21 protein-coding genes are annotated in these 24,058 nt (G+C 70.8%); 7 read left to right on the forward strand and 14 right to left on the reverse strand.

The window, feature by feature from the left end; translation table 11 throughout:
• Positions 1-5: 5 nt before the first annotated feature.
• Positions 6-746: a TSUP family transporter gene (locus tag AC6CH0_RS03615; RefSeq protein ID WP_498098324.1), complete on the forward strand. Its 741-nt coding sequence runs from the start codon at positions 6-8 to the stop codon at positions 744-746.
• A 9-nt stretch (positions 747-755) separates the two neighbouring features.
• Here the strand turns inward: AC6CH0_RS03615 and AC6CH0_RS03620 are convergent, their stop codons facing one another.
• Positions 756-1,433 (reverse strand): GNAT family N-acetyltransferase, encoded by a 678-nt coding sequence (locus AC6CH0_RS03620; RefSeq protein ID WP_498098325.1) that lies wholly within the window; start codon positions 1,431-1,433, stop codon positions 756-758.
• Positions 1,434-1,576: 143 nt separating this feature from the next.
• Here AC6CH0_RS03620 and AC6CH0_RS03625 point away from each other — a divergent pair, with 143 nt between their 5' ends.
• Complete coding sequence (locus AC6CH0_RS03625; protein WP_498098326.1) at positions 1,577-1,795, forward strand: hypothetical protein; 219 nt, start codon at positions 1,577-1,579, stop codon at positions 1,793-1,795.
• Between the two features lie 79 nt (positions 1,796-1,874).
• On the opposite strand, the gene AC6CH0_RS03630 is transcribed toward AC6CH0_RS03625, so the two are convergent.
• Positions 1,875-3,161 carry an adenylosuccinate synthase gene (locus AC6CH0_RS03630; protein ID WP_498098327.1) on the reverse strand — a complete coding sequence of 429 codons (1,287 nt, stop codon included), beginning with the start codon at positions 3,159-3,161 and terminating at the stop codon, positions 1,875-1,877.
• Position 3,162: 1 nt separating this feature from the next.
• Positions 3,163-3,714: a DUF3151 family protein gene (locus AC6CH0_RS03635; protein ID WP_498098328.1), complete on the reverse strand. Its 552-nt coding sequence runs from the start codon at positions 3,712-3,714 to the stop codon at positions 3,163-3,165.
• A 78-nt stretch (positions 3,715-3,792) separates the two neighbouring features.
• Between AC6CH0_RS03635 and argG the strand changes: the two genes are divergently transcribed.
• Positions 3,793-5,220, forward strand: a complete 1,428-nt coding sequence (argG, locus tag AC6CH0_RS03640) for an argininosuccinate synthase (RefSeq protein WP_498098329.1) — start codon at positions 3,793-3,795, stop codon at positions 5,218-5,220.
• A 66-nt stretch (positions 5,221-5,286) separates the two neighbouring features.
• Here the strand turns inward: argG and AC6CH0_RS03645 are convergent, their stop codons facing one another.
• The 4 genes from AC6CH0_RS03645 to AC6CH0_RS03660 form a co-directional block, all read right to left on the reverse strand.
• On the reverse strand, positions 5,287-5,475 hold the full coding sequence (locus AC6CH0_RS03645) for a hypothetical protein (protein WP_498098330.1): 189 nt from the start codon (positions 5,473-5,475) through the stop codon (positions 5,287-5,289).
• 258 nt (positions 5,476-5,733) lie between these two features.
• On the reverse strand, positions 5,734-6,750 hold the full coding sequence (locus AC6CH0_RS03650; RefSeq protein WP_498098331.1) for a magnesium and cobalt transport protein CorA: 1,017 nt from the start codon (positions 6,748-6,750) through the stop codon (positions 5,734-5,736).
• 118 nt (positions 6,751-6,868) lie between these two features.
• Positions 6,869-7,492: a TrmH family RNA methyltransferase gene (locus AC6CH0_RS03655; protein WP_498101010.1), complete on the reverse strand. Its 624-nt coding sequence runs from the start codon at positions 7,490-7,492 to the stop codon at positions 6,869-6,871.
• An 87-nt stretch (positions 7,493-7,579) separates the two neighbouring features.
• On the reverse strand, positions 7,580-7,888 hold the full coding sequence (locus tag AC6CH0_RS03660) for a hypothetical protein (RefSeq protein WP_498098332.1): 309 nt from the start codon (positions 7,886-7,888) through the stop codon (positions 7,580-7,582).
• A 197-nt stretch (positions 7,889-8,085) separates the two neighbouring features.
• Here AC6CH0_RS03660 and AC6CH0_RS03665 point away from each other — a divergent pair, with 197 nt between their 5' ends.
• Complete coding sequence (locus tag AC6CH0_RS03665) at positions 8,086-9,501, forward strand: Nramp family divalent metal transporter (protein ID WP_498098333.1); 1,416 nt, start codon at positions 8,086-8,088, stop codon at positions 9,499-9,501.
• 102 nt (positions 9,502-9,603) lie between these two features.
• Here AC6CH0_RS03665 and AC6CH0_RS03670 read toward each other — a convergent pair whose 3' ends face one another.
• Complete coding sequence (locus AC6CH0_RS03670; RefSeq protein ID WP_498098334.1) at positions 9,604-12,174, reverse strand: rhamnogalacturonan lyase; 2,571 nt, start codon at positions 12,172-12,174, stop codon at positions 9,604-9,606.
• A gap of 264 nt (positions 12,175-12,438) precedes the next feature.
• On the opposite strand from AC6CH0_RS03670, the gene AC6CH0_RS03675 reads away from it, so the two are divergent.
• Both AC6CH0_RS03675 and AC6CH0_RS03680 read left to right on the forward strand, forming a co-directional pair.
• Positions 12,439-13,095 carry a metal-dependent transcriptional regulator gene (locus AC6CH0_RS03675; protein WP_498098335.1) on the forward strand — a complete coding sequence of 219 codons (657 nt, stop codon included), beginning with the start codon at positions 12,439-12,441 and terminating at the stop codon, positions 13,093-13,095.
• Between the two features lie 63 nt (positions 13,096-13,158).
• Positions 13,159-13,956, forward strand: a complete 798-nt coding sequence (locus AC6CH0_RS03680) for an HAD-IIA family hydrolase (protein WP_498098336.1) — start codon at positions 13,159-13,161, stop codon at positions 13,954-13,956.
• A 143-nt stretch (positions 13,957-14,099) separates the two neighbouring features.
• Here AC6CH0_RS03680 and AC6CH0_RS03685 read toward each other — a convergent pair whose 3' ends face one another.
• Entirely contained in the window at positions 14,100-15,107 is a 1,008-nt protein-coding gene (locus tag AC6CH0_RS03685) for an aldo/keto reductase (RefSeq protein ID WP_498098337.1), read from the reverse strand.
• A gap of 143 nt (positions 15,108-15,250) precedes the next feature.
• Here AC6CH0_RS03685 and pdxR point away from each other — a divergent pair, with 143 nt between their 5' ends.
• On the forward strand, positions 15,251-16,786 hold the full coding sequence (pdxR, locus tag AC6CH0_RS03690; RefSeq protein WP_498098338.1) for a MocR-like pyridoxine biosynthesis transcription factor PdxR: 1,536 nt from the start codon (positions 15,251-15,253) through the stop codon (positions 16,784-16,786).
• A gap of 21 nt (positions 16,787-16,807) precedes the next feature.
• Here the strand turns inward: pdxR and AC6CH0_RS03695 are convergent, their stop codons facing one another.
• Genes AC6CH0_RS03695 through AC6CH0_RS03715 form a run of 5 tightly spaced genes read right to left on the reverse strand, consistent with a single transcriptional unit; the run spans position 16,808 to position 23,838 of the window.
• Positions 16,808-17,740, reverse strand: a complete 933-nt coding sequence (locus AC6CH0_RS03695; RefSeq protein ID WP_498098339.1) for a nucleoside hydrolase — start codon at positions 17,738-17,740, stop codon at positions 16,808-16,810.
• A gap of 7 nt (positions 17,741-17,747) precedes the next feature.
• On the reverse strand, positions 17,748-18,761 hold the full coding sequence (locus AC6CH0_RS03700; RefSeq protein WP_498098340.1) for a ribokinase: 1,014 nt from the start codon (positions 18,759-18,761) through the stop codon (positions 17,748-17,750).
• 14 nt (positions 18,762-18,775) lie between these two features.
• Entirely contained in the window at positions 18,776-21,835 is a 3,060-nt protein-coding gene (locus AC6CH0_RS03705) for a hypothetical protein (protein WP_498098341.1), read from the reverse strand.
• Positions 21,835-22,407, reverse strand: coding sequence for an orotate phosphoribosyltransferase (gene pyrE / locus AC6CH0_RS03710; RefSeq protein WP_498098342.1), 573 nt, complete (start codon positions 22,405-22,407; stop codon positions 21,835-21,837). Before pyrE ends, AC6CH0_RS03705 begins: the two co-directional genes overlap by 1 nt.
• Before the next feature lie 9 nt (positions 22,408-22,416).
• Positions 22,417-23,838 (reverse strand): threonine/serine exporter family protein, encoded by a 1,422-nt coding sequence (locus AC6CH0_RS03715; RefSeq protein ID WP_498101012.1) that lies wholly within the window; start codon positions 23,836-23,838, stop codon positions 22,417-22,419.
• Positions 23,839-24,058 lie beyond the last annotated feature (220 nt).

Raw genomic sequence — 24,058 nt, forward strand, 5'->3', positions numbered from 1 at the left:
GCCCGGTGCTCCTGCCGGTCGTCCTCTCCGTGCTCGCCGGCGCGCTGGCGCAGCGCATCACGGGCATGGGCTTCGCCCTCATCGCCGCCCCGGCGCTCGTCATCCTGCTCGGGCCGTTCGACGGCGTCGTGCTCGTGAATCTGTGCGCAGTGCTCTCGTCGCTGCTCATCCTGCCGCGCGTGTGGGGGCACATCGAATGGGGCAGGTTCGGCTGGCTCGTCGTGCCCGCCCTCGCGGGCACCATCGCGGGAGCGTTCGTCGCCGCGTACCTGCCTGGACCCGTGCTGCAGCTCGGCGTCGGCGTACTCGTGGTCGTCGCGCTCACCGTCTCGCTCATCGTCACGCGCACCGAGCGCGTCGCGACCGGTCGCACCCCGGCGATCGTCGCCGGCGCGGCATCCGGATTCATGAACGCCTCAGCCGGCGTCGGCGGACCGGCCCTCAGCGTCTACGCGGTCTCGACCCGCTGGCCGCAAGCGGCGTTCGCGGCGACCGCCCAGCCGTACTTCGTCGTGATCGGCGTCGCATCGCTTATCGGCAAGCTCGGTGCGACAGGGTGGGCACTGCCCGAGCTCGAGCCGGGCGCGTGGCCGTTCGTCATCGGAGCATTGCTCGTCGGCCTCGCGCTCGGCGAGCTGCTGCACCGGCGCATTCCGCATCGAGCGGCGCGCATCGCGGTCATCGTGATCGCCTACGTCGGCGGAACCGCGGCGATCATCGACGGTGCGTCGGAGCTCTGGGGCTGACCCGCCTCGTCAGCCTCGGCGCTGGTCGTCGCCATGCTCGACGGGCCGCTCCTCGCGCACCTCGACCGGCTTGTCGCCCCAGGCCGCCAGGCGACCTTCGAGACCCGCCTGCACCGCGGGCCAGTCATCGATGATGACGGAGTACACGGCACTGTCGCGCCAGCTGCCGTCGGCACGCCGCATATCGCGGCGCATGACGCCGTCGAGACGAGCGCCGAGCTTCTCGATCGCCGCTCGCGACCGCGCGTTGTTCGCGTCGGCCTGGATCTTCACCCGGCCGAAGCCGTTGCGGAACGCGAGATCGAGCAGCAGGAGCTTCGCCTCGGGATTCACGGCGGAGCCCCACACTCCGGGGTCGTACGCGGTCCATCCGATGTGCGCCGATTCGTTGTGCAGGTCGAGGTCGGCGAGCTTCGTGGCTCCGACCACCCGGCCGTCGTCTGCGCCACCGCGCAGCCGCAGCGTCCACGGCATCGCGGTCTCGCCGCCCGAGTAGTACGACCGGGCGAACACCTCGAACGCCGCCTCGTCGGCAGGAAGCCCTGCAGGCCCGCCGCCATAGCCGCCGGCGAACACCGCCGGATGCCCGAGCGCACGATACAGCTCGGGGATATCGCCGTGCGTGAACGGGCTGAGGCGGATGAAGCGGCCGACGAGTTCGTCGTCGGAGGGTCGAGTCGCGGTCACCGCTCAAGCCTCGCACGGCTCGGTGGCGCGCACATGACGAGTGGACGACGAGCAGGTCGTCGAGCGCCTGCAGCCCTTCCCCCCGGGGTGCGCCGGCCCTACGATGACGAGAGCACGACTCCTTCGAAACGAAAGGCGGAGCCATGGGCGCTCTCGACGATCTGACCAACCAGGCCAAGGACTTCATCGAGGAAAACAAGGACAAGATCGCTGAGGTGCTCGACAGCGAACAGGCCGAAGACATCAGCGACAAGGTGCTCGACGGCGTCTCCGACGCTGCCAAGAAGGTCGCCGGCGAACACGCCGACAAGATCGACGCGGTTCGCGACCACATCGACGGCGCCATCGGCACCGAGAAGTAGTCCCAGAACTCCGAAGGGGGCGGATGTCGCGTTGTCGCGACATCCGCCCCCTTCGCATGTGCGCTGGAGCTGACGAGCCTCAGCCGAGCAGGTCGTGCAGGGTGACGATCTCGTCGCGGCCGGGGCCGACGCCGATCGCCGAGATGCGCGAGCCGCTCATCGCCTCGAGTTCGCGCACGTACGACTGCGCGTTCGCGGGCAGCTCGTCGAACGAGCGGGCCCCCGAGATGTCTTCGGTCCAGCCGGGGAACTCCTCGTAGATCGGCTTCGCGTGGTGGAAGTCGGACTGGGAGACGGGCACCTCGTCGACGCGTTCACCGTCGACCTCGTAGGCGACGGCCACGGGGATGCGCTCGATGCCCGTGAGCACGTCGAGCTTCGTGAGCACGAAGTCGGTGACCCCGTTGATGCGTGCGGCGTACCGGGCGATCGGAGCGTCGTACCAGCCCGTGCGGCGCTTGCGCCCGGTCGTGGTGCCGAACTCGTGGCCGGCCTCGGTCAGGAAGTCGCCCCACTCGTCGAACAGCTCGGTCGGGAACGGACCGGCGCCGACGCGGGTCGTGTACGCCTTCACCACGGCGATGACCCGGTCGATGCGGTTCGGCGCGATGCCCGAACCGGTGATCGCCCCGCCGCTCGTCGCGTTCGACGAGGTGACGAAGGGGTAGGTGCCGTGGTCGACGTCGAGCATCGTGGCCTGGCCGCCCTCGAAGAGCACCGTCTCGCCGGCGTCGAGCGCGCGGTGCAGCAGCAGCGAGGTGTCGGCGACCATCGGCCGCAGGCGTTCGACGTAGCCGAGCAGCTCTTCGACGACCTCGTCGACGCCGATCGCGCGACGGTTGTAGACCTTCACGAGCAAGTGGTTCTTCTGGTCGAGGGCGCCCTCGACCTTCTGCCGCAGGATGTTCTCGTCGAAGAGGTCTTGCATGCGGATGCCGACACGGTTGATCTTGTCGGCGTACGCGGGGCCGATGCCGCGGCCGGTGGTGCCGATCTGGCGCTTGCCGAGGAAGCGCTCGGTGACCTTGTCGAGCGTGCGGTGGTACTGGGTGATGAGATGGGCGTTCGCCGAGATGCGGAGCTTGGAGACATCGACGCCGCGAACCTCGAGCGCCTCGAGTTCTTCGAAGAGCACCTCGATGTCGACGACGACGCCGTTGGCGATGACGGGCGTCACGCCCGGGGTGAGGATGCCCGACGGCAGCAGGTGCAGGGCGTACTTCTCGTCGCCGATGACGACGGTGTGCCCGGCGTTGTTGCCGCCGTTGAACTTGACGACGTAATCGAGGCGCGAGCCGAGCAGGTCGGTCGCCTTGCCCTTGCCCTCGTCGCCCCACTGTGCACCGATCAGTACGGCTGCGGGCATGTCAGTCCTCTCCTGCCGCCGCGTCGATCGCGGCGGGTTCTGCAATCGGGTCGCCGACGATCGCCTCGGCGGATGCCGCGGGCGCGAACAGCATCGCAGCACCGCCGACGATCGTGATCAACTGGGTCGGCGTGAACTCCGAGGCGATGCGCGCCGGTGCCTCGGGATCGGCGGTCGCGAGTTCGTCGGCCAAGCGGGCGGCGCGCTCGTCGAGGCCGAGGCTCTCGGCAGCCCGGCGCTGCGTGTCGAGGGCGCGCAGGAAGGCGCGGTTGGGCTCGGCGGACCACGACACGAGGTCGCCCGGCTGCCAGCCGGCGGCGGTGAGTTGTTCGCGGGCGAGATCGGCCGCGACGGACGCGAAGGCGTAGGACTCGATCGTGCGACCCTCGGAGTCGGCGAGGTCGGCGAGTTCGGTCCACGCGAGCGGTGACGACGGATGCTCCGCCACGATCGCCGAGACGGACGCACGATCGCCCTCGGCGAGCGCCTGCCGCACCTCGGGTTCGTCGGCGAGGGACGCCTCGGGCTCCGATGTCGATTGGTCTGCAGTCACACTCAACCTTATCGCGGGTGCGGTTCGAGGCCCGGGAGGCCGCGAAACACGGTCGCACCGCCAAGTAGGCTGGAGGGCATGTCGAAAGTCCTGACCAGCCTCCCCGTCGGCGAACGCGTCGGCATCGCCTTCTCCGGGGGGCTCGACACGTCGGTCGCCGTCGCGTGGATGCGTGAGAAGGGCGCGGTGCCCTGCACCTACACCGCAGACCTCGGCCAGCCCGACGAGCCCGATGTCGAGGCCGTGCCCGACCGCGCGAAGGAGTACGGCGCCGAAGTCGCCCGACTCGTCGACTGCCGTGCAGCGCTCGTCGAAGAAGGGCTCGTGGCCCTCGCCACCGGCGCCTTCCACATCCGCTCCGGCGGCAAAACCTACTTCAACACGACCCCGCTCGGCCGTGCCGTCACCGGCACCCTGCTCGTTCGCGCGATGCGCGATGACGACGTCGAGATCTGGGGCGACGGTTCCACCTACAAGGGCAACGACATCGAGCGGTTCTACCGCTACGGCCTGCTCGCCAACCCGCGCCTTCGCATCTACAAGCCGTGGCTCGACGAGGCGTTCGTCACCGAGCTCGGCGGGCGCACCGAGATGAGCGAGTGGATGGTGGCCCGCGGCTTCCCGTACCGCGCCTCCGCCGAGAAGGCGTACTCCACCGACGCGAACATCTGGGGCGCCACGCACGAGGCGAAGACCCTCGAGCACCTCGACGCGGGCGTCGAGATCGTCGAACCCATCATGGGCGTGCCGTCATGGCGCGACGACGTCGAGATCGCCCCCGAGGTCGTCACGATCGGCTTCGAAGCCGGCCGTCCGGTCACGATCAACGGCACCGAGTACACCGATGCCGTCGCCCTCGTGCTCGAGGCGAACGCGATCGGCGGCCGTCACGGCCTCGGCGTCTCCGACCAGATCGAGAACCGCATCATCGAGGCGAAGAGCCGCGGCATCTACGAGGCGCCCGGCATGGCGCTGCTGCACATCGCCTACGAGCGACTGCTCAACGCCATCCACAACGAAGACACCGTGGCCAGCTACCACCAGGAGGGCCGCCGTCTCGGTCGCCTCATGTACGAGGGCCGCTGGCTCGACCCCCAGTCGCTCATGCTGCGCGAGTCGCTGCAGAAGTGGGTCGGCTCGGCGGTCACCGGCGAGGTGACCCTGCGCCTGCGCCGCGGCGACGACTACACGATCCTCGACACCCGTGGCCCCGCCCTCAGCTACCACCCCGACAAGCTCTCGATGGAGCGCGTGGGCGACGCGGCGTTCGGCCCGCTCGACCGCATCGGCCAGCTGACCATGCGCAACCTCGACATCGCCGACTCGCGCGCTCGCCTCGAGCAGTACGCGAGGCAGGGCATCGTCGGCGGCGAGACCGCGAAGCTCGTGGGCGACCTGGCGCAGGGCGAGGCCGCCGAGATCAGCGCGGGCGAGGTCGAGACCGACCTCGAGGCCGCCACGGATGCCGCGAACGAAGCCGCGGCGTTCGACCTCGGCACCGACTGACCTCGGCACCGCCTGGCCTCGGCACCGCTGCTCCGCCTGCCGAGCAGTGTCGGCGCTCGGGGTCCCTCAGGCCGGCGTCTGCTGGTGCGCGGCGACCCGCCAGGCACCGTCTTCGATGAGGTACGTCGTCGACATGCGGAGGTTCACCGTCTCGTCGCCGCGGCGGGCGACCGCGCGGTAGACGAGCATGCCGGCGCGATCGCCGAGGCGGATGACGGCCGGCTCGTGCAGGTGGTACTCGTCCCACGGGGGCACCCCCCCGGAATGAGGCGAGGATGTCGTCGCGCCCGAGCACCGCACCCTCGACGATCATGAGGGCGTCGCGCGTCATGGCGCGCTGATAGTGCTCACCCCCGCGCCCCTCGACGATCGCCCGCCACGCGGCGTGCTCTTCGTGCATGAGTCGAGCGGGCAGATCATCGGTGATCTCGGTCATGACCCAACGCTAACGGCGATCGGATGCCGCGGGAAGGGGCGACGGTCGAGACGGCCCGGTACGCGGCATCCGCTCGCTCAGAGCCAGTTGCGGCTTTTGAAGACGCTGTAGAGGCCCACGCCGAGCAGCACCATGAGCAGCACGGCGAACGGGTAGCCGAGCGCCCAGCTCAACTCGGGCATGTGCGTGAAGTTCATGCCGTAGATCGTGCCGACCAGGGTGGGCGCGAAGAGGATGGCCGCCCAGCTCGAGATCTTCTTCGTCTGCTCGCTCTGCGCGAGGCTCGTCTCGGTGAGGCGCTTCATCTCGTCGTTCTGACGCTGGCCGACGAGGGTCGCGTGCACCGTGAGGGCGTTCTGCAGCAGCTGCCGGAATGACTCGCCCCGCTCGACGGCGCGGATGACGTGGTCGAGCACGTCGCGCAGGTAGCGCTGCAGCTCGACGTCGACGCCGTACTTCTCGAACCCGCGCTCGAGGGCTTGGAACATGTCGATGAGCGGGCGCGTGGCGCGCTGGAACTCCATGACCTCGCTCGCGAGGTCGTAGATGCGACGCGTGACCATCGGGTCCCCGTCGAAGAGCTGTTCCTCGATCTCGTCGATGTCGTTCTCGAGTCCGGCGAGCACCGGCGCGTAGCCGTCGACGACCTCGTCGAGGATCGCGTAGAGCACCGCCTCGGGGCCCTTCGCGAGCAGATCAGGCGTGCTCTCGAGACGATGGCGCACCTTCGCGATGTCGGGCACCTCGGCGCGGCGCACGGTGATGGCGTAGTCGGCGCCGACGAACAGGTGCAGCTCACCGAACTCGACCTCTTCTTCGGCGTCGAGGTAGCGGGCCGGGCGCAGCACGATGAAGAGTGCGTCACCGTAGCGCTCGAGCTTCGCCCGCTGGTGGCCCTTGCGGGCGTCTTCGACGGCGAGCGCGTGCAGGCCGAACTCGGTCGCGACGGCATCGAGTTCGTCGGCAGTGGGGTGGTACAGGCCGATCCAGGCGAATCCGCCGTGCTCGGCTCGGGACTCGAACGTCTCGTCGAGGCTCGTCGGAGTCGCGACGCGCGCGCCGTCGCGGTAGATCGCGTTGTCGATGACCGTCATCGCGCCAAGTCTGTCAGAGACGACCGGTCGAGTCGCGACGAACCATCCGCCGGTCGAGTCGCGACGAAGGAGCGTATCGAGACCACGCGCCGGATCTCGATACGCTCGCTGGCGCTCGCTACTCGATCGACGGCGGCACGGCGTGGGCGAGCATCCACGAGTGCATCGCGATGGCCGCCGCCGCGCTCGCGTTGAGCGAGCGGGTCGAACCGTACTGGGTGATCTCGACGACCGCATCGGCGGCAGCGGTCGCCTCGGGCGAGAGCCCCGGCCCCTCCTGCCCGAACAGCAGCACGCAGCGCTCGGGCCACGCGAACGCCTCGATCGGCACGGATCCCTCGATGTTGTCGACGGCGATGACGGGCACGGATGCCGCGTGCGCCCACTCGGCGAACGCCGCGACATCGGGGTGGTACTCGACATGCTGGTAGCGGTCGGTGACCATCGCGCCGCGCTTGTTCCAGCGACGCCGGCCGATGATGTGCACGGTGTCGGCCGCGAACGCGTTGGCACTGCGCACGATCGAGCCGATATTCATGTCGTGCTGCCAGTTCTCGATGGCGACGTGGAACGCGTGCCGGTGCTCGTCGAGGTCGGCGACGATCGCGTCCATTCGCCAGTACCGGTATCGGTCGATGACGTTTCGGGTGTCGCCGTGTTCGAGCAGTTCGGGGTCGTAGTGCTCGTCATCGGGCCACGCGACCTCGCCACCGGGCCACGGGCCGATGCCGTGCTGCATCATGGTCGGCTCGGCATCGGATGCCGCGGGCGCGTCGTCGTTCACGCGCACCACGCTACCTGTGGCGCACGTGAACGGCGCGTTCGAGGACTACTCGGGGAACGCGAGGTTGCCGCGGCAGGCCTCGCCGGGACTCGGAACGTCGCCCTTGAATCCGTGGCTGACCCATCGGCCGTAGCTCTGCACACGCCCGTCGGTGACGAAGTCGTCGTCGAACTCGGGGGGTTGATTCTCTTCGGCGTCGGGCAGGTCCTGCCCTGAGAAGGCGCACGCCGAGCGGGCGTTGTGCGCGCCGGGGATGGGGTCGCCGTTTCCATTGGTCTCGCCGGCGAACGCGGCGCTCGCGCCGCCCAGCACGAGACCCAATGCGACGACGCATCCGATCGTGACTCGCTTCATGGCACTCCACCTCTCTGTGGTGTGACTTTCGGGTTCAGTGTCGAAGCCCGCGGCACGATGCGACCGCCGGTCGCCGACGAGCAGCAAGCTACTCGCACTCCGCGCGCGCCGGTATCCCCCGGGCCGGGTGACAGCTCGGCGACCAGCAGCGCCGATCGCCACTTTTCGGTACGCCGAAAAATTGCTATGTTTTCGGTATGCCGAAAACGTTCGCCGATCAACCCGCCGCGCCCAGCACTCCGACCGAGGGCGGCACCGAACTCGACGCCGGAGAGGGGCGCGTGCGTGCCGCATCCGTGCCCCGCGTCGCCTGGCTGATCGGCCCGGCGCTCGTCGCCGGTGTCGCCTATCTCGACCCGGGCAACGTCGCGAGCAACATGACGGCCGGCGCGCAGTACGGCTACCTGCTCGTGTGGGTCGTCGTGCTCGGCAATGTCATGGCCTGGCTCATCCAGTACCTCTCGGCGAAGCTCGGCATCGTCACCGGGCGCAGCCTTCCCGAGGTGCTCGGCACCCGCATCGGCAACCGCTGGGGGCGTCGTGCCTACTGGCTGCAGGCCGAACTCGTCGCGATGGCGACCGACCTCGCCGAGGTCATCGGCGGTGCCGTCGCGCTCAACCTGCTCTTCGGCGTCCCCCTCCTCTGGGGCGGACTGATCACGGGCACGGTGTCGATCGTGCTGCTCGTGGTGCAGTCGCGGCGCGGCCCGCGCACCTTCGAGTTCGTCATCATGGGACTGCTCGCGATCATCGCGATCGGCTTCACCGTCGGCGTCTTCGTCGCTCCGCCCGACCCCGGCGGACTCTTCGCCGGGCTCGTGCCGCGCTTCGCCGACACGAACTCGGTGCTTCTCGCGGCTTCGATCCTCGGCGCGACGATCATGCCCCACGCGATCTACGCGCACTCGGCGCTCAGCCGCGATCGCTTCGCGACCCGGCGCCCAGCCGCGCTGACCACCCAGCCCGGCGGGGCGGCTCCGAAGCCCGCCTGGCACGGCTTCGGCATCCGCCGCGGCGCGGATGCCCCGGCGCTGCTGCCGGGCACCGCGACCGACGTGCCGACCGGGCTGCTGCTGCGGGCGACCCGCTGGGACGTCTCGATCGCCATGGCGATCGCCGGCACCGTGAACCTCTGCATCCTGCTGCTCGCCGCGGTGAACCTCGCGGGCGTCAGCGGCACCGACAGCCTCGAGGGTGCCTACGCGGCGCTCGGCGTGGCACTCGGGCCGGTCATCGCGACCCTCTTCGCCGTGGGCCTCCTCGCCTCCGGGCTCGCCTCGACCTCCGTCGGCGCCTATGCCGGGGCGGAGATCATGCACGGGCTGCTGCGCGTGCGCGTGCCGCTGCTCTTCCGACGGCTCGTGACGCTGATCCCGGCGCTCGCGATCCTGTGGCTCGGGTTCGACCCGACGCTCTCGCTCGTGCTGAGCCAGGTCGTGCTGTCCTTCGGCATCCCCTTCGCGCTCGTGCCGCTCGTGGTGCTCACGGCGAAGGCCGGTGTGCTCGGGCAGTGGAAGAACCACTGGCTGACGACGACGGCCGGCGTCGCGGCTTCGGTGTTCCTGATCACGCTGAACGGTGTGCTGCTCTGGCTCGTGTTCACCGGCGCCTGACGCCCGCCAACACCCGTGACACGGCAGAAACACGCCCTCGGCGGCCACCGCGAGGGCGTGTTTCTGCCCGCTCAGCGGGTCGGGCTCAGTACGTTCGACCGATCAGCGACGTGAGCTGAAGTCGTGGGTCCAGGTCGACTCGGCCCCCTCGGCGATCGCTCGGAACGGCTTCGGCACCGCGACGATGCTCACTTCGGAGCGTGGCGCCTTGTGCAGACCGGCACGCAGCAGCACGCCGTCGCGGTAGTAGTCGACGTCACGATCGACCGGCACGAAGAAGAAGTCGAGCAGGTACCCCCTGATATCGATGAAGCGCGGTGACTTCGGTTCGACCGGCGTCGTGAGCAGCGGCACCTTCGACCAGTCGACATCGCTCGCCAGGTAGTAGCTCGTGTACGACGGCTGGTTGTAGGTGGTCTGCTGCCGAGCCGACTCGACCCGGTACTGCGCGTCGTGCATGAGTGTCGTGAGCTTGTGCGTCGTCACCTCGCTACTCGTGTAGATGCGCAGCGCGCTCGAGTCGGTCGTGCGCACGAGCAGCTCTTCACGCCAGTCGCCGAGCACGTCGGCGACGAGCGAGGGGTTGCCCTTCGTGCCGTTGTTCGTGAGCGTGCCGGTGGCCGTGAGCAGGGTGCCGCGGGTCCAGTCGTCGATCGTCGGGGTGGCGGTGCCGCTGCCGTTCACGATCTGCGTCGTGAGGTCGGCGGCCCAGCGGATCGACATGTTCGTGCCGGGCGTCGCCGCCGAGAGCACTTCGCCGGTCGACGACAGCAGCCCGCTCGCCTCGGTGCCGCCGGGCATGCTCGACCACGCCTCGATGCCGGGCACGTCGCTGCGCACGTCGCCGATCATGCCGCGGCCGGTGTCGCGGCCGGAGTAGGCGCCGAAGAGCACCTCGCCAGTCGCGGCAACCCGCATCGACGTGCCGTAGGGCGCACTGCTCGCACCCTCGTGCACCGTGAAGATCTCGAGCCCGGGACGCGCGGGGTCGATGTCGGTCACGTGCATCGCGTCGCCGTGACCCAGACGGGCCTCGGTTCCGGGCGCCGAGCTGCCCTCGGGCAGCACGTCGAACGAGCTGTAGAGCAGCCCGCCGTCATCGTCGATCGTGGCCGAGCCGTAGACGATCTCCTGCTTGCCGTCGCCGTCGACGTCGGCCGCGCTCAGCGAGTGGAAGCCCTGCGTCGTGATCGAGCCGTACACCGGGTCGGTGCCGTCGCGCCCGTGCGGCCCGTCGTTGAACGGGTTCGTCATCGGCGCGTGGCCGCTGTCGACGAGCCATCGCTGCGTGAGCGATTCGCCGTTCCAGTCGTACGTGGCGATCGTCGAGCGCGTGTAGTAGCCGCGGGCGAAGACCGCCGAGGGGTGCTTGCCGTCGAGGTACGCGACCCCGGCGAGGAAGCGGTCGACGCGGTTGCCCGGTTCGATGCGGGACATCGCGTAGTCACCCCAGAGCAGGCCGTCGTCTCCGCGACCGGGTTCGTACGGCACGGTGTCGAGCTCGGCACCGGTCGCGCCGTCGAAGACCGTCAGGTACTCGGGGCCGTCGACGATGAAGCCCTCGAAGTTGCGCAGCGCGTTGCGGGCACTGCGGGCGGGGGCGTAGACGTCGATGAAGTGGTCGACGAGCTCGACGGCGCTCTCGTGCGAGAGCGGGTACTCGTGCGTCACGGGCTCGCCGAACGCCTCTTCGAGCGTCGCCGGCCAGTTGCCGGCGACGACCTCGGGATGCTCCGTCCAGCCCTCGAACATCGCCACGAGGTGCTCGTGGTAGTCGGCGGCGCTCATGCGGTAGTCGTCGGCGTGCGTGTAGCCCGCTGCGACATCCGTCTCGGGCATGGTCACGTAACCCTCGTTCGTGACGGTGCCGTCGGCGGCGTAGCCCGTCGACTTCGTGCCGGGCGCCGTCTTCAGCATCGTCTCGGCGCGGCCGTCGCCGTCGAAGTCGTAGACCGTGAACTGGGTGTAGTGCGCGCCGGCGCGGATGTTCACGCCGAGGTCGATGCGGTTCAGCAGGGTGCCGTCGAGCTCGTAGGTGTCGAGGTAGACGGTGCCGGTGTAACCGACCTGCGAGACGTCCTTCGAGTTCGACGGGTCCCACTTGACCACGAACTCGTAGTCGCCGTCGCCGTCGACGTCGCCGACCGCGACGTCGTTGGCCGAGTAGGTGAACGCCTCGCCGCGAGGCGTGACCCCGTCGGCGGGCTTCTGCAGCGGCAGGTCGTGGAAGCCCTGGGCCCAGGCGGATGTCGCGGCGCTCGCCGGGAGTTCGACGCCGTTCACGACCGGGGCGACGGTGTACTGCGCGCTCGCGGTGCCGGCGGCGTCGGCGTAGTTCGTGCTGTCACCCACGGTCGCGATCTTCGTGCCGTCGCGGTAGACCGCGAAGTCGGGCCCGGCGAGGCCCGTCTCGGTCGTTCCCGTCGCCTCTGAGCCGAGCAGTCGCCAGCTGAGGAAGACGCCCTCGCTCGTGGAGACGGCGACGAGGCCGCGGTCGAGCGCCTCGAGTTGCGGCGCGCGCTGGTGGGCGGCGCCGGCGGCCGACGCGGCGGCCGGCATCGGCGCGGCGGTCGGCATCGGCGCGGCGGTCGCGGGTTGCGCGACGCCGGCGATCAGGCAGCCGGCGGCGGCCGCCGCCAACGCGGTGCGGAACGGATGGGTGCCGAGATTCATCGTCGAATCCTTCTCTGGGCGAGTCGCCCGTCGGTGGGATAGCGCTTTCCGTGCGGACCCGAATGTAGCCCCCTGAACGGGGGTGGGTCAAGACACCGGCGGACGAATTGACACGATTCACTCGTCTGGCCTCCACCGCAGGTGGCCGCCCACCTCCTGAGTGGGCGGAAACACGCCCTCAGCCGACGTCAGGAGGGCGTGTTTCCGCCTCCTCGGGAGACCGCTGTCGTGGCGCACAGGCGGCGCACGGATATCCTGAGGCCGATGCCTGCAACGAGCCCCGCGATCGAGGACTACCTGAAGACGGTGTACGCGCACACCGAATGGCAGCCCGACCCCATCACGCCGTCGGTACTCGCGGCACGCCTCGGCGTCGCCCCGTCGTCGGTCACCGAGATGGTCAAGAAGATGGCGGTGGCCGGTCTCGTCTCGCACGTGCCGTACGGCGCCGTGCGCCTCACCGAGGCCGGCACCGCTCGAGCCCTCGCGGTCGTGCGTCGGCACCGGCTCATCGAGACGTGGCTCGTCGACGAGATGGGGTACGCGTGGGACGAGGTGCACGACGAGGCCGAGATCCTCGAGCACTCGATCTCCGACCGGCTCCTCGAGGCGATCGACGCACGGCTCGGCCGCCCGCGGCGCGACCCGCACGGCGACCCGATTCCCGGAGCCGACGGGTCGATCGCGGCCGAGCCATTCGTGCGCGCCGACGAGGCCGGCGACGGCCACCGAGGGCGCGTGATCCGCATCAGCGACCGAGACCCCGAGTTGCTGCGGGCACTCGAGGTAGCGGGCGTGCGACCCGGCATCGAGCTCGAGATCGTCGCCGGCCGCGACAGCGCGAACATCCGCATCGGGATCGCCGGCCAGACCCTTGCTCTGCCGACCGGTGCGGCCGACGCGATCTGGCTGTCCGCCTGAGCTCGTGGCCACGCGACATCCGCTCGACATCGACCCGAGACGAGCGCGCCCTAGGCTGGGGTCATGTCAGAACGTGAAGAAGTCGAGTGCTGGCTGACCGACATGGACGGCGTGCTCGTGCACGAGAACCACGCACTGCCGGGCGCGAGCGCCCTGCTGCAGCAGTGGGAAGACGCGGGCACGCCCTACCTCGTGCTCACGAACAATTCGATCTTCACCGCACGCGACCTCTCGGCGAGGCTGCGCGCATCGGGTCTCAACGTGCCCGAAGACCGCATCTGGACGAGCGCGCTCGCCACCGCCGACTTCCTGAAGCAGCAGGTGCCGGGCGGCACGGCGTTCGTCATCGGCGAGGCCGGCATCCTCACGGCGCTGCACGATGCCGGGTTCGTGATGACCGAGACGGCGCCCGACTTCGTCGTGGTCGGCGAGACCCGCAACTACTCGTTCGAGGCGATCACGAAGGCGATCCGGTTGATCGGCAACGGTGCGCGATTCATCGTCACGAACCCCGATGCCACCGGTCCCTCGGCCGATGGTCCGCTGCCGGCGACCGGTGCGATCGCCGCCCTGATCACGAAGGCCACGGGCAAGGAGCCCTACGTCGTCGGCAAGCCGAACCCGATGATGTTCCGCTCGGCGCTCAACAAGATCGGTGCGCACTCCGAGAACACGGCGATGATCGGCGACCGCATGGACACCGACATCGTGGCGGGCATCGAGGCAGGCCTGCACACGATCCTCGTGATGACGGGCATCAGCGACGAGGCCGAGATCGAGAAGTACCCGTTCCGGCCCGACGAGATCCTCTCAGGTGTGGCGGAGCTCGTGCGCGAGGTGCCGGCGGAGACCGAGCTCTAGCGCCCGGAGCCCGTCGCGCGAGCGGGAGCCGCGACATCCGCTATTCAGGAGAAAGTCGCGAATGCAGGCGAATTCTGCTCATTTCAGCCTGACTCGGCGTCTTTCTCCTGAATAGCGGATGAGGTGTCCCGAAGCGGGATCGCCTACGCGGCGCGCAACGCCTCATCGGGCTCGGCGTCGAGACGCTCGCGCACCTCGGGGTCGAGGTCGAGCTCGGCGGCGCCGAGCACCTCTTCGAGCTGCGCGACGCTCGACGGACCCGCCACGGGGATCACCGGCACCTCGCGGCCGAGCAGCCAGGCGAGGGCGACCTGGTTCGGGGTCGCGCCGACGTCGCGGGCGACCTCGTGCAGCAGCTGCAGCCGGGCAAGCGTGGTCGGATGGTTCACCCCGCCCCACAGCGGCTTGTCGAGTCGGCTCAGCGCCCCCTGGTGCAGCGGCGAGTAGGCGGTGACGGCGAGCGGCGGTCGCCCGTCGGCTCCGGTCGACGCCGCGTAGCTGAGCAGCTCGGGTGTGACGAAGTTCTGGCGGCCGAGCTTCGGCGCCGGGTAGATGTAGCTGTACTGCTGCTGCACGAGTCCGTAGGGCGCGATGCCCTGCCGCAGTGCTTCCTCGCGCGCCTCGACGACTCGCCAGACCGCGACGTTCGAGATGCCGGAGATGCCGATCAGGCCTTCGTCCTGCAACGCGCCGAAGGCGCCGACGGTCTCGGCGAGCGGGGTCTCGAGATCGTCGACGTGCCCGTAGACGACGTCGAGGTGGTCGACGCCGAGGTGCTTCGCGCTCTCGCGCGCCTCCCGAGAGATGACATCGGCGCCGAGGCCCTGGAAGTTGGTCGGCTCGGTGTTCGAGAGCGGCAGCGCCGGGTCTTTCTTGGCGGCGCCGAGCTTCGTCGCGATGCGGAGACGGTCGCGGCCGCCGCGGCTCGCGAGCCAGCGACCGATGAGGTCTTCGCTGTCGCGGCCATGGCCGTTGTCCCAGAAGCTGTAGTTGTTGGCGGTGTCGATGAACGTGCCGCCGGCCTCGACGAAACGGTCGAGGATCGCGAACGAGGTCGCCTCGTCGATCTTCGTGCCCATCTGCATCGTGCCGAGGCAGATGGTCGAGACGTCGAAGCTGGTGCGGCCGTCGCCGATCGTGCGGTATCGCATGTGTTCCTCCGGAGCGTGGTGGGCTGACGGAAACGAGCGTACGAAGCATTCGGTTCGGCTCTACACTCCAATCAGCGAATGTTTCACCAGACCAATTTCTCCACGCGCCGGATGCGCGACACAGACGAATCGGGGGGGGGCGGATGTCTCGAGCACATGAGACCGCACGTGGCACCCCGGCCACCGCGCCCACACTCGCATGGGAGACCCTGCTCGACCTCGGCGGCGGCTCCGCGCCATTGCGCGACCGGCTCGAGCGCGCCATCCACGACGCAGTCCACTCCGGTCGCCTGCCGGCCGGGGCGGCCCTGCCGCCGAGCCGCTCGCTCGCCGAGACGCTCGGGGTGTCGCGCTGGGTCGTCACCGAGACGTACGGGCAGCTCGTCGCCGAGGGCTTCCTCGAGGCCGTCGTCGGTTCCGGCACGAGGGTGCCCTCCGGCGCCAGGCCTTCGCCGGCGACACCCGGCGCGCAGCGCACTCGCGGCGCTTCCCCTGCCGGCGCCCCCTCCTTCGCCGCTCCGGCGATCGGCAGCACCGGCGGCGCCACCGCCGACCCCGCTCCCCTCCGCGCCGGGTTCCGCAGACCGCGCTTCGACCTCGGCCCGGGCGTGCCCGACCTCCGGCACGTGCCGCGCGCTCGGTGGGCCGGCGCCGTGCGACGGGCCCTCGAGCGCCTGCCCGACGGGGAGTTCGCCGCGGTCGATCAGCTGGGGCATCCGCTCGCCCGCACCGCCGTCGCCGACTATCTCTCCCGCTCTCGACGCGCGCTCGCTGCACCTGACGACGTCGTGATCACCCACGGTGCCACCGACGGCATGGCCGGCGTCGTCACCGGCCTCCGCTCGACCGGGCACACGGCGATCCTCGTCGAGGACCCGAGCTGGCCACGCCTCCGCGAGATCGCCGCCGCCGCCGGGCTCACCCCGGTGCCGGTGCCGGTCGACGGCGCCGGCGTCGACGTCGACGCCCTCATCGCCGCCGCGCGGCGCACCGGTGCCCGTGCGGCGCTCGTCACGCCGGCGCACCAGTTCCCGCTCGGTGCGGCGCTGTCACCCGGCCGGCGGGAGGCGATCGTGCGCTGGGCCCGCGAGGTCGACGGCGTGCTCATCGAGGACGACTACGACGCCGAGTTCCGCTACGACCGCCGCCCGATCGCCGCGCTGCAAGGCCTCGCTCCCGAGCGCACCGTGCTCGTCGGGTCGCTGTCGAAATCCATGGCGCAGGGGTTCGGACTCGGCTGGGCGGTCATGCCTCGATCGCTTCGCGAGCGTATTCCCGTCGCGGACCGGTCGAGGCCGTCGACGCTTGAGCAGGCCGCCCTCGCCGAGTTCATCGCTGCCGGCGACCTCGAACGACACCTGCGAGCGGCGCGCGGACGGTTCCGCCGGCGCCGCACCGCACTGCTCGCGGCGATCGCACGAGAGCTGCCCGGTCTCACGGTCACCGGCATCGCCGCGGGCATGCACGCGGTACTCGAGCTGCCGCTCGGCGTCGACGCGAGCCGAGTTCGCGACGCGGCATCCGCGCTCGAGGTGGCGGTCACCGACCTGACGAGGTACCGCGCATCGAGCGCCGGACCGTCGACCGAGGCGCTCGTCATCGGCTACGGCAACCTCTCCGATGCGCTCGTCGACGAGGCGGTGGCGAGACTCGCACGGGCCATCGCCTCGTCGGCTTGAGCTGTCCGAGTCCGGCGGAGCCTAGGCGAGCCGTGCGACGGATACCTCGACGCCGGCCCAGAACCGTTCGACGTCGATCTCGGTCGCGACCCACGCATTCGGCTCGCGTCCGAGCATGCCGTCGAGGTCGACGCTCGTGGCTCCGGCCGTCTCCGTGCCGGTGAGTTCGACGTCGAGTCGGGTGCGCACCAGCCCGATGCAGCCGGGGTCGGCGAGCACGGCGACGGCGACGGGATCGTGCAGTGGCCCGTCGGGCATGCCGAACACCTCGTCGTTGGTGCGGCAGAAGAACTCGAACAGCTCCTCGCCGAACGCCGACGTGGCGGTGCCGACCGCAGCGAACCGTTCGCGTACGGCGCTGGTGACGAGCGCCCGGTGGGTGACGTTCAGTCCGACCATGGTGAATCGCACGCCGCTGCGCACCACGAGGTCGAGCGCCTCGGGGTCGACCCACGCGTTGAACTCGGCGTACGGCGTGACATTGCCTCGCTCGGTCGACCCGCCCATCCAGACGACCTCGCGGATGCGGTCGGCGAGGTCGGGCCGGTCGCGCAGCAGCACCGCGACATTCGTGATCGGCCCCGTCGCGACGATCGCAACGGGCTCGGCCGAGGCGATGAGGGTGTCGGCGATCAGCTCGGTCGCCGTGCGCTGATCGAGCGGCACGGTCGGCTCGGGCAGCTCGGGGCCGCCGAGCCCGTTCTCTCCGTGGATCCACTCGGCGGTCTGCAGCCGGCGCACGAGCGGGCCGGCGGCCCCGGCGGCGACCGGCACGTCGGTCACGCCGGCGACCGTGAGGGCGATGCGCGCGTTGCGGCTCGTGTGCTCGAGCGGCACGTTGCCGCCGACGGTCGTCACGGCCACGAGATCGAGTGACGGATGCCCCGCCGCCAGCCAGAGGGCGAAGACGTCGTCGTGGCCGGGGTCGCAGTCGATGATCACGGGGATGGTCATGCGGCGCTCATTCCAGGTGGGTGACGGGTGCGGACGGGGCTGCGTCCGCCTCTGCAGCGCCGCGGGCCTGCGCGTGGGCCCGCGCAGCGGCGAGCACGGCGGCCCGCGGGGCGTAGGAGTCGACGGTGCCGCGCGCCTGCACGGCGAGTGCGCCGGCCGCGACCGCGATGCCGAGTGCCTCGGGCAGTGGCCGGCCCTCGGCGAGGAACGCCGCGAGCGTTCCCGTGAACCCGTCGCCGGCGCCCGTCGTGTCGACCGCGACCACGTGCGGCGCCGCGGCCGCCCACGAGCCGGTGGAATCGGCCGCCACGGCGCCCGCAGCACCGAGCGTCACGACGAGCGAGCGAGCGATGCCGCCGGCAGCGGATGCCGCGAGCCCGCGCCAGTCGTCGAGGGAGGCGTCGGCCGGGGCATCCGTGCCGACGCCGACGGCTCTGGCCTCGTGCTCGTTCAACACGAGCGGATCCGCGGTGCGCAGCGTCGCGGATGCGACGGGTGCCGGCGGCGCGAGGTTCAGCACGAAGCGCACACCGAGTTCGGCCGTGAGTGCCGCGACGCGATCGATCGTGTCGACCGGCAACTCGCCCTGAGTGAGCACGAGCTCGGCTGCGGCGATGCGATCCCGCTCGGCGTCGACCGCCGCCGGTGCGAGCGCGAGGTTGGCACCGCCGGTGACGATGACGGTGTTCTCACCGGAGTCGGCGACGGTGATCTGCGCGACGCCCGTCGTGGCATCCGCCACCTGCTGGAGCGCCGACAACGGCAGTCCCAAGCGCTCGAGCGTCGCTCGTGCGAAGGCGCCGCTCGAGTCATCGCCGATACGAGCGACCAGCTCGACCGGAAGGCCGGCGACATGTGCCGCGACGGCCTGGTTCGTGCCCTTGCCGCCGAGGGCGACCTGGAAGCCATGCGCCAGGATCGTCTCGCCGGGAGCAGGGAACGCCTCGACGTAGCTCGTCGAATCCACGTTCAGGGAGCCGAACACGACGACCGTGCGCGGTCGCACCGGTGATCCGGCCACGCCGTGCACCCCGGTCAGGCCGCCGGCACGGGGCCGTTGATCGGTCCCGTCAGCGGCTCACCGCCCGCGCGGTTGGCGAAGCAGAAGTAGCTGCGCTGGCCCTCGGCCCACTGCACCTCCAACGGGAAGGCGCCCTGCACCTGCAGGTCGCCGATGCCCGCGATGAGCGTCAACTCGAAGACACCTGCGGCCTGGCAGAGGATCGGCATCTGCGCAGCGAGTTCCGCCTCGCCCGGATACGGTGCAGCGGCGTCACCGGGCAGCGTTCCCCGATACACGAGCTGGGCCGCGTGCGGCGCCGCGCAATCGACGACGGTGAACTCGCTTGCCCACGCGTCGACGAAGGGGTCGAGGCACTCGCCTCCGAAGAGGGTGTCCCACGCGTGCACGCCGGCGGGCTGCGGCGCGGTCGGCGCCGCGACGGGTGTCTCGGTCGCACTCGCCGGCGCGCTGCCCGTCGCTTGCTCTGCGCCACCGCCGTTGCCGCCCAATTGCGTGCCGAAGAAATAGAGCCCGGCGATCACGAGCACCACGACGAGACCGCCGGCGACCCAGATCAGCGTGCGCACCGTGCGGTTGCCGCCCTTGGCGGAACCGGAACCCGGGTCGCTGCCGCCGCGACCGCCGCCGGCGCCGCCTGCGCCGCCACCGCCCCCTGTGCCACCAGGCCCACTCGGCTCACCGGTGCGGGCGGGACCGCCAGTCGAGTACGGGCTGCCGGTGCCGGGAGGTGTGCTGGATGGTGTGCCGGCGAATGCGCCGAACGACTGCTCGGCGTCGCGTCGCCGCGCGGGGTCGATTCCCGTCGCCGGAGGGTATGCGGCTCCGGCGCCGGCGCCAAGACCGGCCTCTGCGCCGCCGAACAGGGCCGCGAGCGGGTCGTCTCCGGAGACGTCGCCGGACGGCGCGTCGCGCTGCGGGACGATCGCGGTCGGGGTGTCGACCGCGGGGAACATCACCGTGGCGGCATCCGTTGCCGGGTCGTCGGACTCGGCCGCGACGTCCGCCTCGGGTTCGTCATGCCATGCCGCCGCGGATGCCTCGGCGAAGGGGTTCACGTCGTCTGCGCTGACTGCGCCGTCGTCTGCGCTGTCCGCGCCGTCGTCGGCACCGCCGGTCGCCGCCAGGAACGACGTCGCCACCGCCTCCGGCCGGTCCTTGGGGTCTTCGGCATTCGGGTCTGGAGTCAGGTTCCAGAAGTACCCGGTCTCGGACATCTCGCGCGAGATCGACGAGTCGTCGTCACCGGGAACGGGATCCGGATGCCACTCGCCACCGCCACCGCCTCGACCGAAGAATCGGCCGCGGATCCCGGTGGCCGACGCCTCGTCGTGATCATCGCGCGTCGGCTCGCCATCTGGGTCGTCGTCGCCGGCCTCATCGTCGAATCCCAGCCCGAGAGCGTCGAGACCTGAGGGCACGGGGCCGGTCGGCGGCGTCGAGCCGCCGCCATGGGATGCCCCATGCTGAGCGGGCGGCACGGCATCGCGTCCGCGCGCTCCGCCGCCACCGAGGGAGGCGAGCAGATCATCGACGGGAGCGGGCGGCTCGCGAGTGGGGTCGTCATCACCGCGGTTCGAGCCCGACGCGAACGCGGGGAACGGCGTGGTGTTGAACGCGCCGGCCTCGCGTGCCGGAGCGCCGACCGGGGTGCTGCGAGCCGATTCCGCGGCACCCCGCACCTCGAGGAACGGAAAGCCGCCGGGCGACTCGGGATCGGGCGCGGCGGCCGGGGCACGGAGTTCGGGCACGGGGTTCGATGCGGGTTCCGGCGTCGACACCGGAGCGGAGGTCTGCACGGGCGGGAGCGCCGGCGGCTGTACGGGCAACGCCGTCGCTGCGGTCAGCGCCGCGAACGGGTCGGTCGCCTCGGTCGCGAATGCGGCGAAGCGACCAGGTTCCGCGTGCGGCGCCGGCGCCGGTGCCGCCGCCGCGGACGGCTCTGCGGTCGGTTCCGCCTCGTGCAGCGCGGCCCACAGTTCGTCGTCGTACCTGGCGGCAGGCGTCTCGACTGGTGGTCGGCGCTCGTCCCAGCCGGCGGGTGCGTTCGCCGGTGCGGTCGGATGCGTCGGCGCCGGCGAAGAGACCGGGGTGAACGACTGCCGGGCGACCGGCGGTGCCGAGTATCCCGCGAACGGCGAGGGGTCGACGGGCGCGACCGGATCGAACAGGGAACCGGCGGTCGAAGCGGATTCCGGCGCACCGGGCATCGGCGGTGTCGGCGGTGTCGGCGGAACAGCCTGGCTCGTGGCGGCAGCGTGCGACGGGGCGGACGGCTCGTGAGCTGCAGCATCTGACGACGATGTCGGAAGCGGCGACGACGGCTCGGCGAGGCTGCGGAACGCTGCCCGGATGGAGTCTTCGGACTCGAGTGCCTCGTCACCCCAGGTCAGCGCGAACGGAGCCGTGGGAGTGACCGGGCCCGGGGGTACCGGCGCGGGCGCCGCGGGCACGCCCGGAGCTCCGGGCGGCACGGGTGCGGCGGAAACACTCGGCGCACCGCCGGGTACCGGCGCCTGACCAGGCGTCTGTGCCGAGGAGCCGACCGGAGGCTCGACCTGCGTCAGGTGGACGGGCGGGCTCGCGGGCGGCCTCGGCTGCGCGACCGCGAAGGGCGGTGTCCATGACGGGGCGCTCGGCGCCGTCGGCGGAGGAGTTGGAGCTGCAGCCGGGGCCGACGGCGCGACGGGGGCCGACGGCGCGACGGGGGCCGACGGCGTGACCGGCGCCGACGCGCCAGGATCCGGCGCGATGGGCATCTGCGGTACCGGGCCGCCGATGACGGGCAGCGCACGGGTCTCGACCTCGGCCGGGGCAGGAGCCTCGGAGAACCAGTCGAGAACTTCCTCGCGCCGCGGCGCAGCGGAACGCTGGCTCCCGGGCGGAGCGACCGGTGGCGTGGCCGGGGCCTGCACCGTAGGCGGCACGGGCCGGGCGGGTGGTACCGGCGCTGCGGCGTCGGGGTCGACGGGCGTCTCGGGCTGGTCGCTGCGCTGCGGCGGAGTGCCGTTCGCCAGCTGGGCGAGGAGCCAATCGGCTCCGTCGCCGCCCAAGTCGTGCCCGTCGCCGCTCATCAGGCCAACCCCAGGTCTTCCAGCCCGATGGCGTAGAGGTAGGGCACACCCGCGGCCTCGATGATCTCGCGGGCACCGGTCGCCCGGTCGACGACCACGGCCACGGCCACGACCTCGGCACCGACCTTGCGCAGCGCCTCGATGGCCTTCAGCGGGGACCCGCCCGTCGTCGAGGTGTCTTCGAGCACGATGACTCGCTTGCCGGCGAGGTCGGGGCCCTCGACCTGCTTGCCACGACCGTGGTCTTTCGGCTCCTTGCGCACGACGAAGGCGTCGTACTCGAGCCCCTGCGCGGCGCCCTGGTGCAGGATCGCCGCGGCGATCGGGTCTGCGCCCATCGTGAGCCCGCCCACGGCGAAGACATCGGGCACGTCTTTGATGACGTCGATCATGACCTGGCCGATGAGCGGCGCGACCCGGTGGTCGAGGCTCACCTTGCGGAGGTCGACGTAGTACGTGGCCTTCTTGCCGCTCGTCAGGGTGAAGTCTCCGTGGAACACGGCGTCGGCGGCGATGAAGTCGATCAACTGGGCGCGCACGGCGTCGATGGGCTGGGGCTCACGGAGGGTCACCCGAATACTCTACGACCCGGTTGCCTGAGAGGAAGGGGCGGATTCATCTGCGGCGGTCGGCGGCGCCGCGGCATCCGCTCGATCGCGGCGTCGCACGGGCCGTGCACGGAGCCCCCACAACGAGCGGGGCGTGCCCGGCACGAGCCGCGCCCAGAACGGCGGTGTCTCGGTCTCGGTGAGCGCGGCCGGAACCTCGATGTGGAACTGCGCGATCTCCTCGGCGCCGTGATGCGCGAAACGGTAGAGCGCCGTGCCGATGAGCACGCCGAGGGCGATCGACATGACCGAAGTCAGCGCGGCCGCGAAGTCCTCCGTGCCCCCGGCCGTGCCGACCGCTTCGGTGAGCCCGACGAGTCCGGCCGCGCCCGGTACGAGCAGCCAGAACGCCGGAAGGAAGGTCAATTGCGAGGGGACGCCGTGACGCAGGGTCGCGATCCAGAGCACGACGGGCGTCATCGCCAGCGCACCGATGAACCCGCTGATCGTGGCGCCGATCAGGACCGTGCCGAGCTGCTGGCCGGCGTACGCGGCGATCAGCGCGAGGAGCACCCAGCCGAACGTCGACGGCGGCGCTGAGAAATGCAGGAAGTTGCCGACCGCGAAGAGCAGCACCCCCACGATCGACGTCCACCACGGGAAGGCGGCGGATGTCTCCAGTGACGCGTACTCCGAACTCTCGACGCCGACGATCGTGCCCGCTGCGAGGATCCCGAACGCGAGCAGGGTGAGCTGGACGAGCCCGAACACGAGCCGCGACGCTCCCGCGATCATCTGACCGGCCGCGAGTTCGACCGTCGCAGTCGTGAGCGCCCCGCCCGGAAGGAACGTCGCAAGGGGTGCGATCAGCAACCGGAGCGGATCGCCGATGGCGATGTGCGGCGCGAGCAGGAAGACCGCGAGCGCGCACGCGAACGCCGCGAAGACCGGGAAGACGATCTGCAGCGTCGGCGAGCGCACCATCTTCGCGAGCCCCATGAGCGCGCCGAGGCCGAATGCGACGAGGGCGCCCTGCCAGGTCGGCGCGAGCAACAGCGCCAGGCCGGTGGTGAGCAGTGCGTGCCCGAAGGTGCGCACGAGCCATCCGTGCGCCGGCCTCATCGCCCCGATCTCGTTCAGTCGGCGGATGCCCTCGACGGGCTCGATCGCGCCTCGCTTCGCCAGCTCGATGACCGGATACAGCGCGGCGATCTGATCGAAGCGGAACGACGCGTTCACCGCGGAACGGATCGCGACCCGACCGGCCTCGCCGCGACCGGTCTCGACGAGGATCACCGTCGGCAGCAGCAGGAAGTCGGTGTCCTCCCGGCCGTACGCCTTGGAGACGGCGATCATCGTCTCGTGGATCCCGTTCATGGGTTCCCCGGCTGCGTTCAGTCCCTCGGCGAGGCCGAGCAGGAATCGGCGCAGGACGGCACTGTCGTCGGCGATCATGTCCGCCACGCCACGATGATGAGGGAGCGCGCGATGCCGATGCCCATGGCGGCAGTGGTCGCGACCTGCACGTGCGTCATCGTTCCCCCAAACGTCGTGCCTGGGCACACGCTAGCGGGACACGATCGGCCGCGCGGAGTGCCGCGCGCGGAGGGCTGCGGATCGGTTCCCCCGGTGCATCCCGACACATGCATGACGAAGGGCCGCTCCGCGGGGTGTC

The sequence above is a fragment of the Agromyces sp. GQ35 genome, assembly GCF_059758475.1.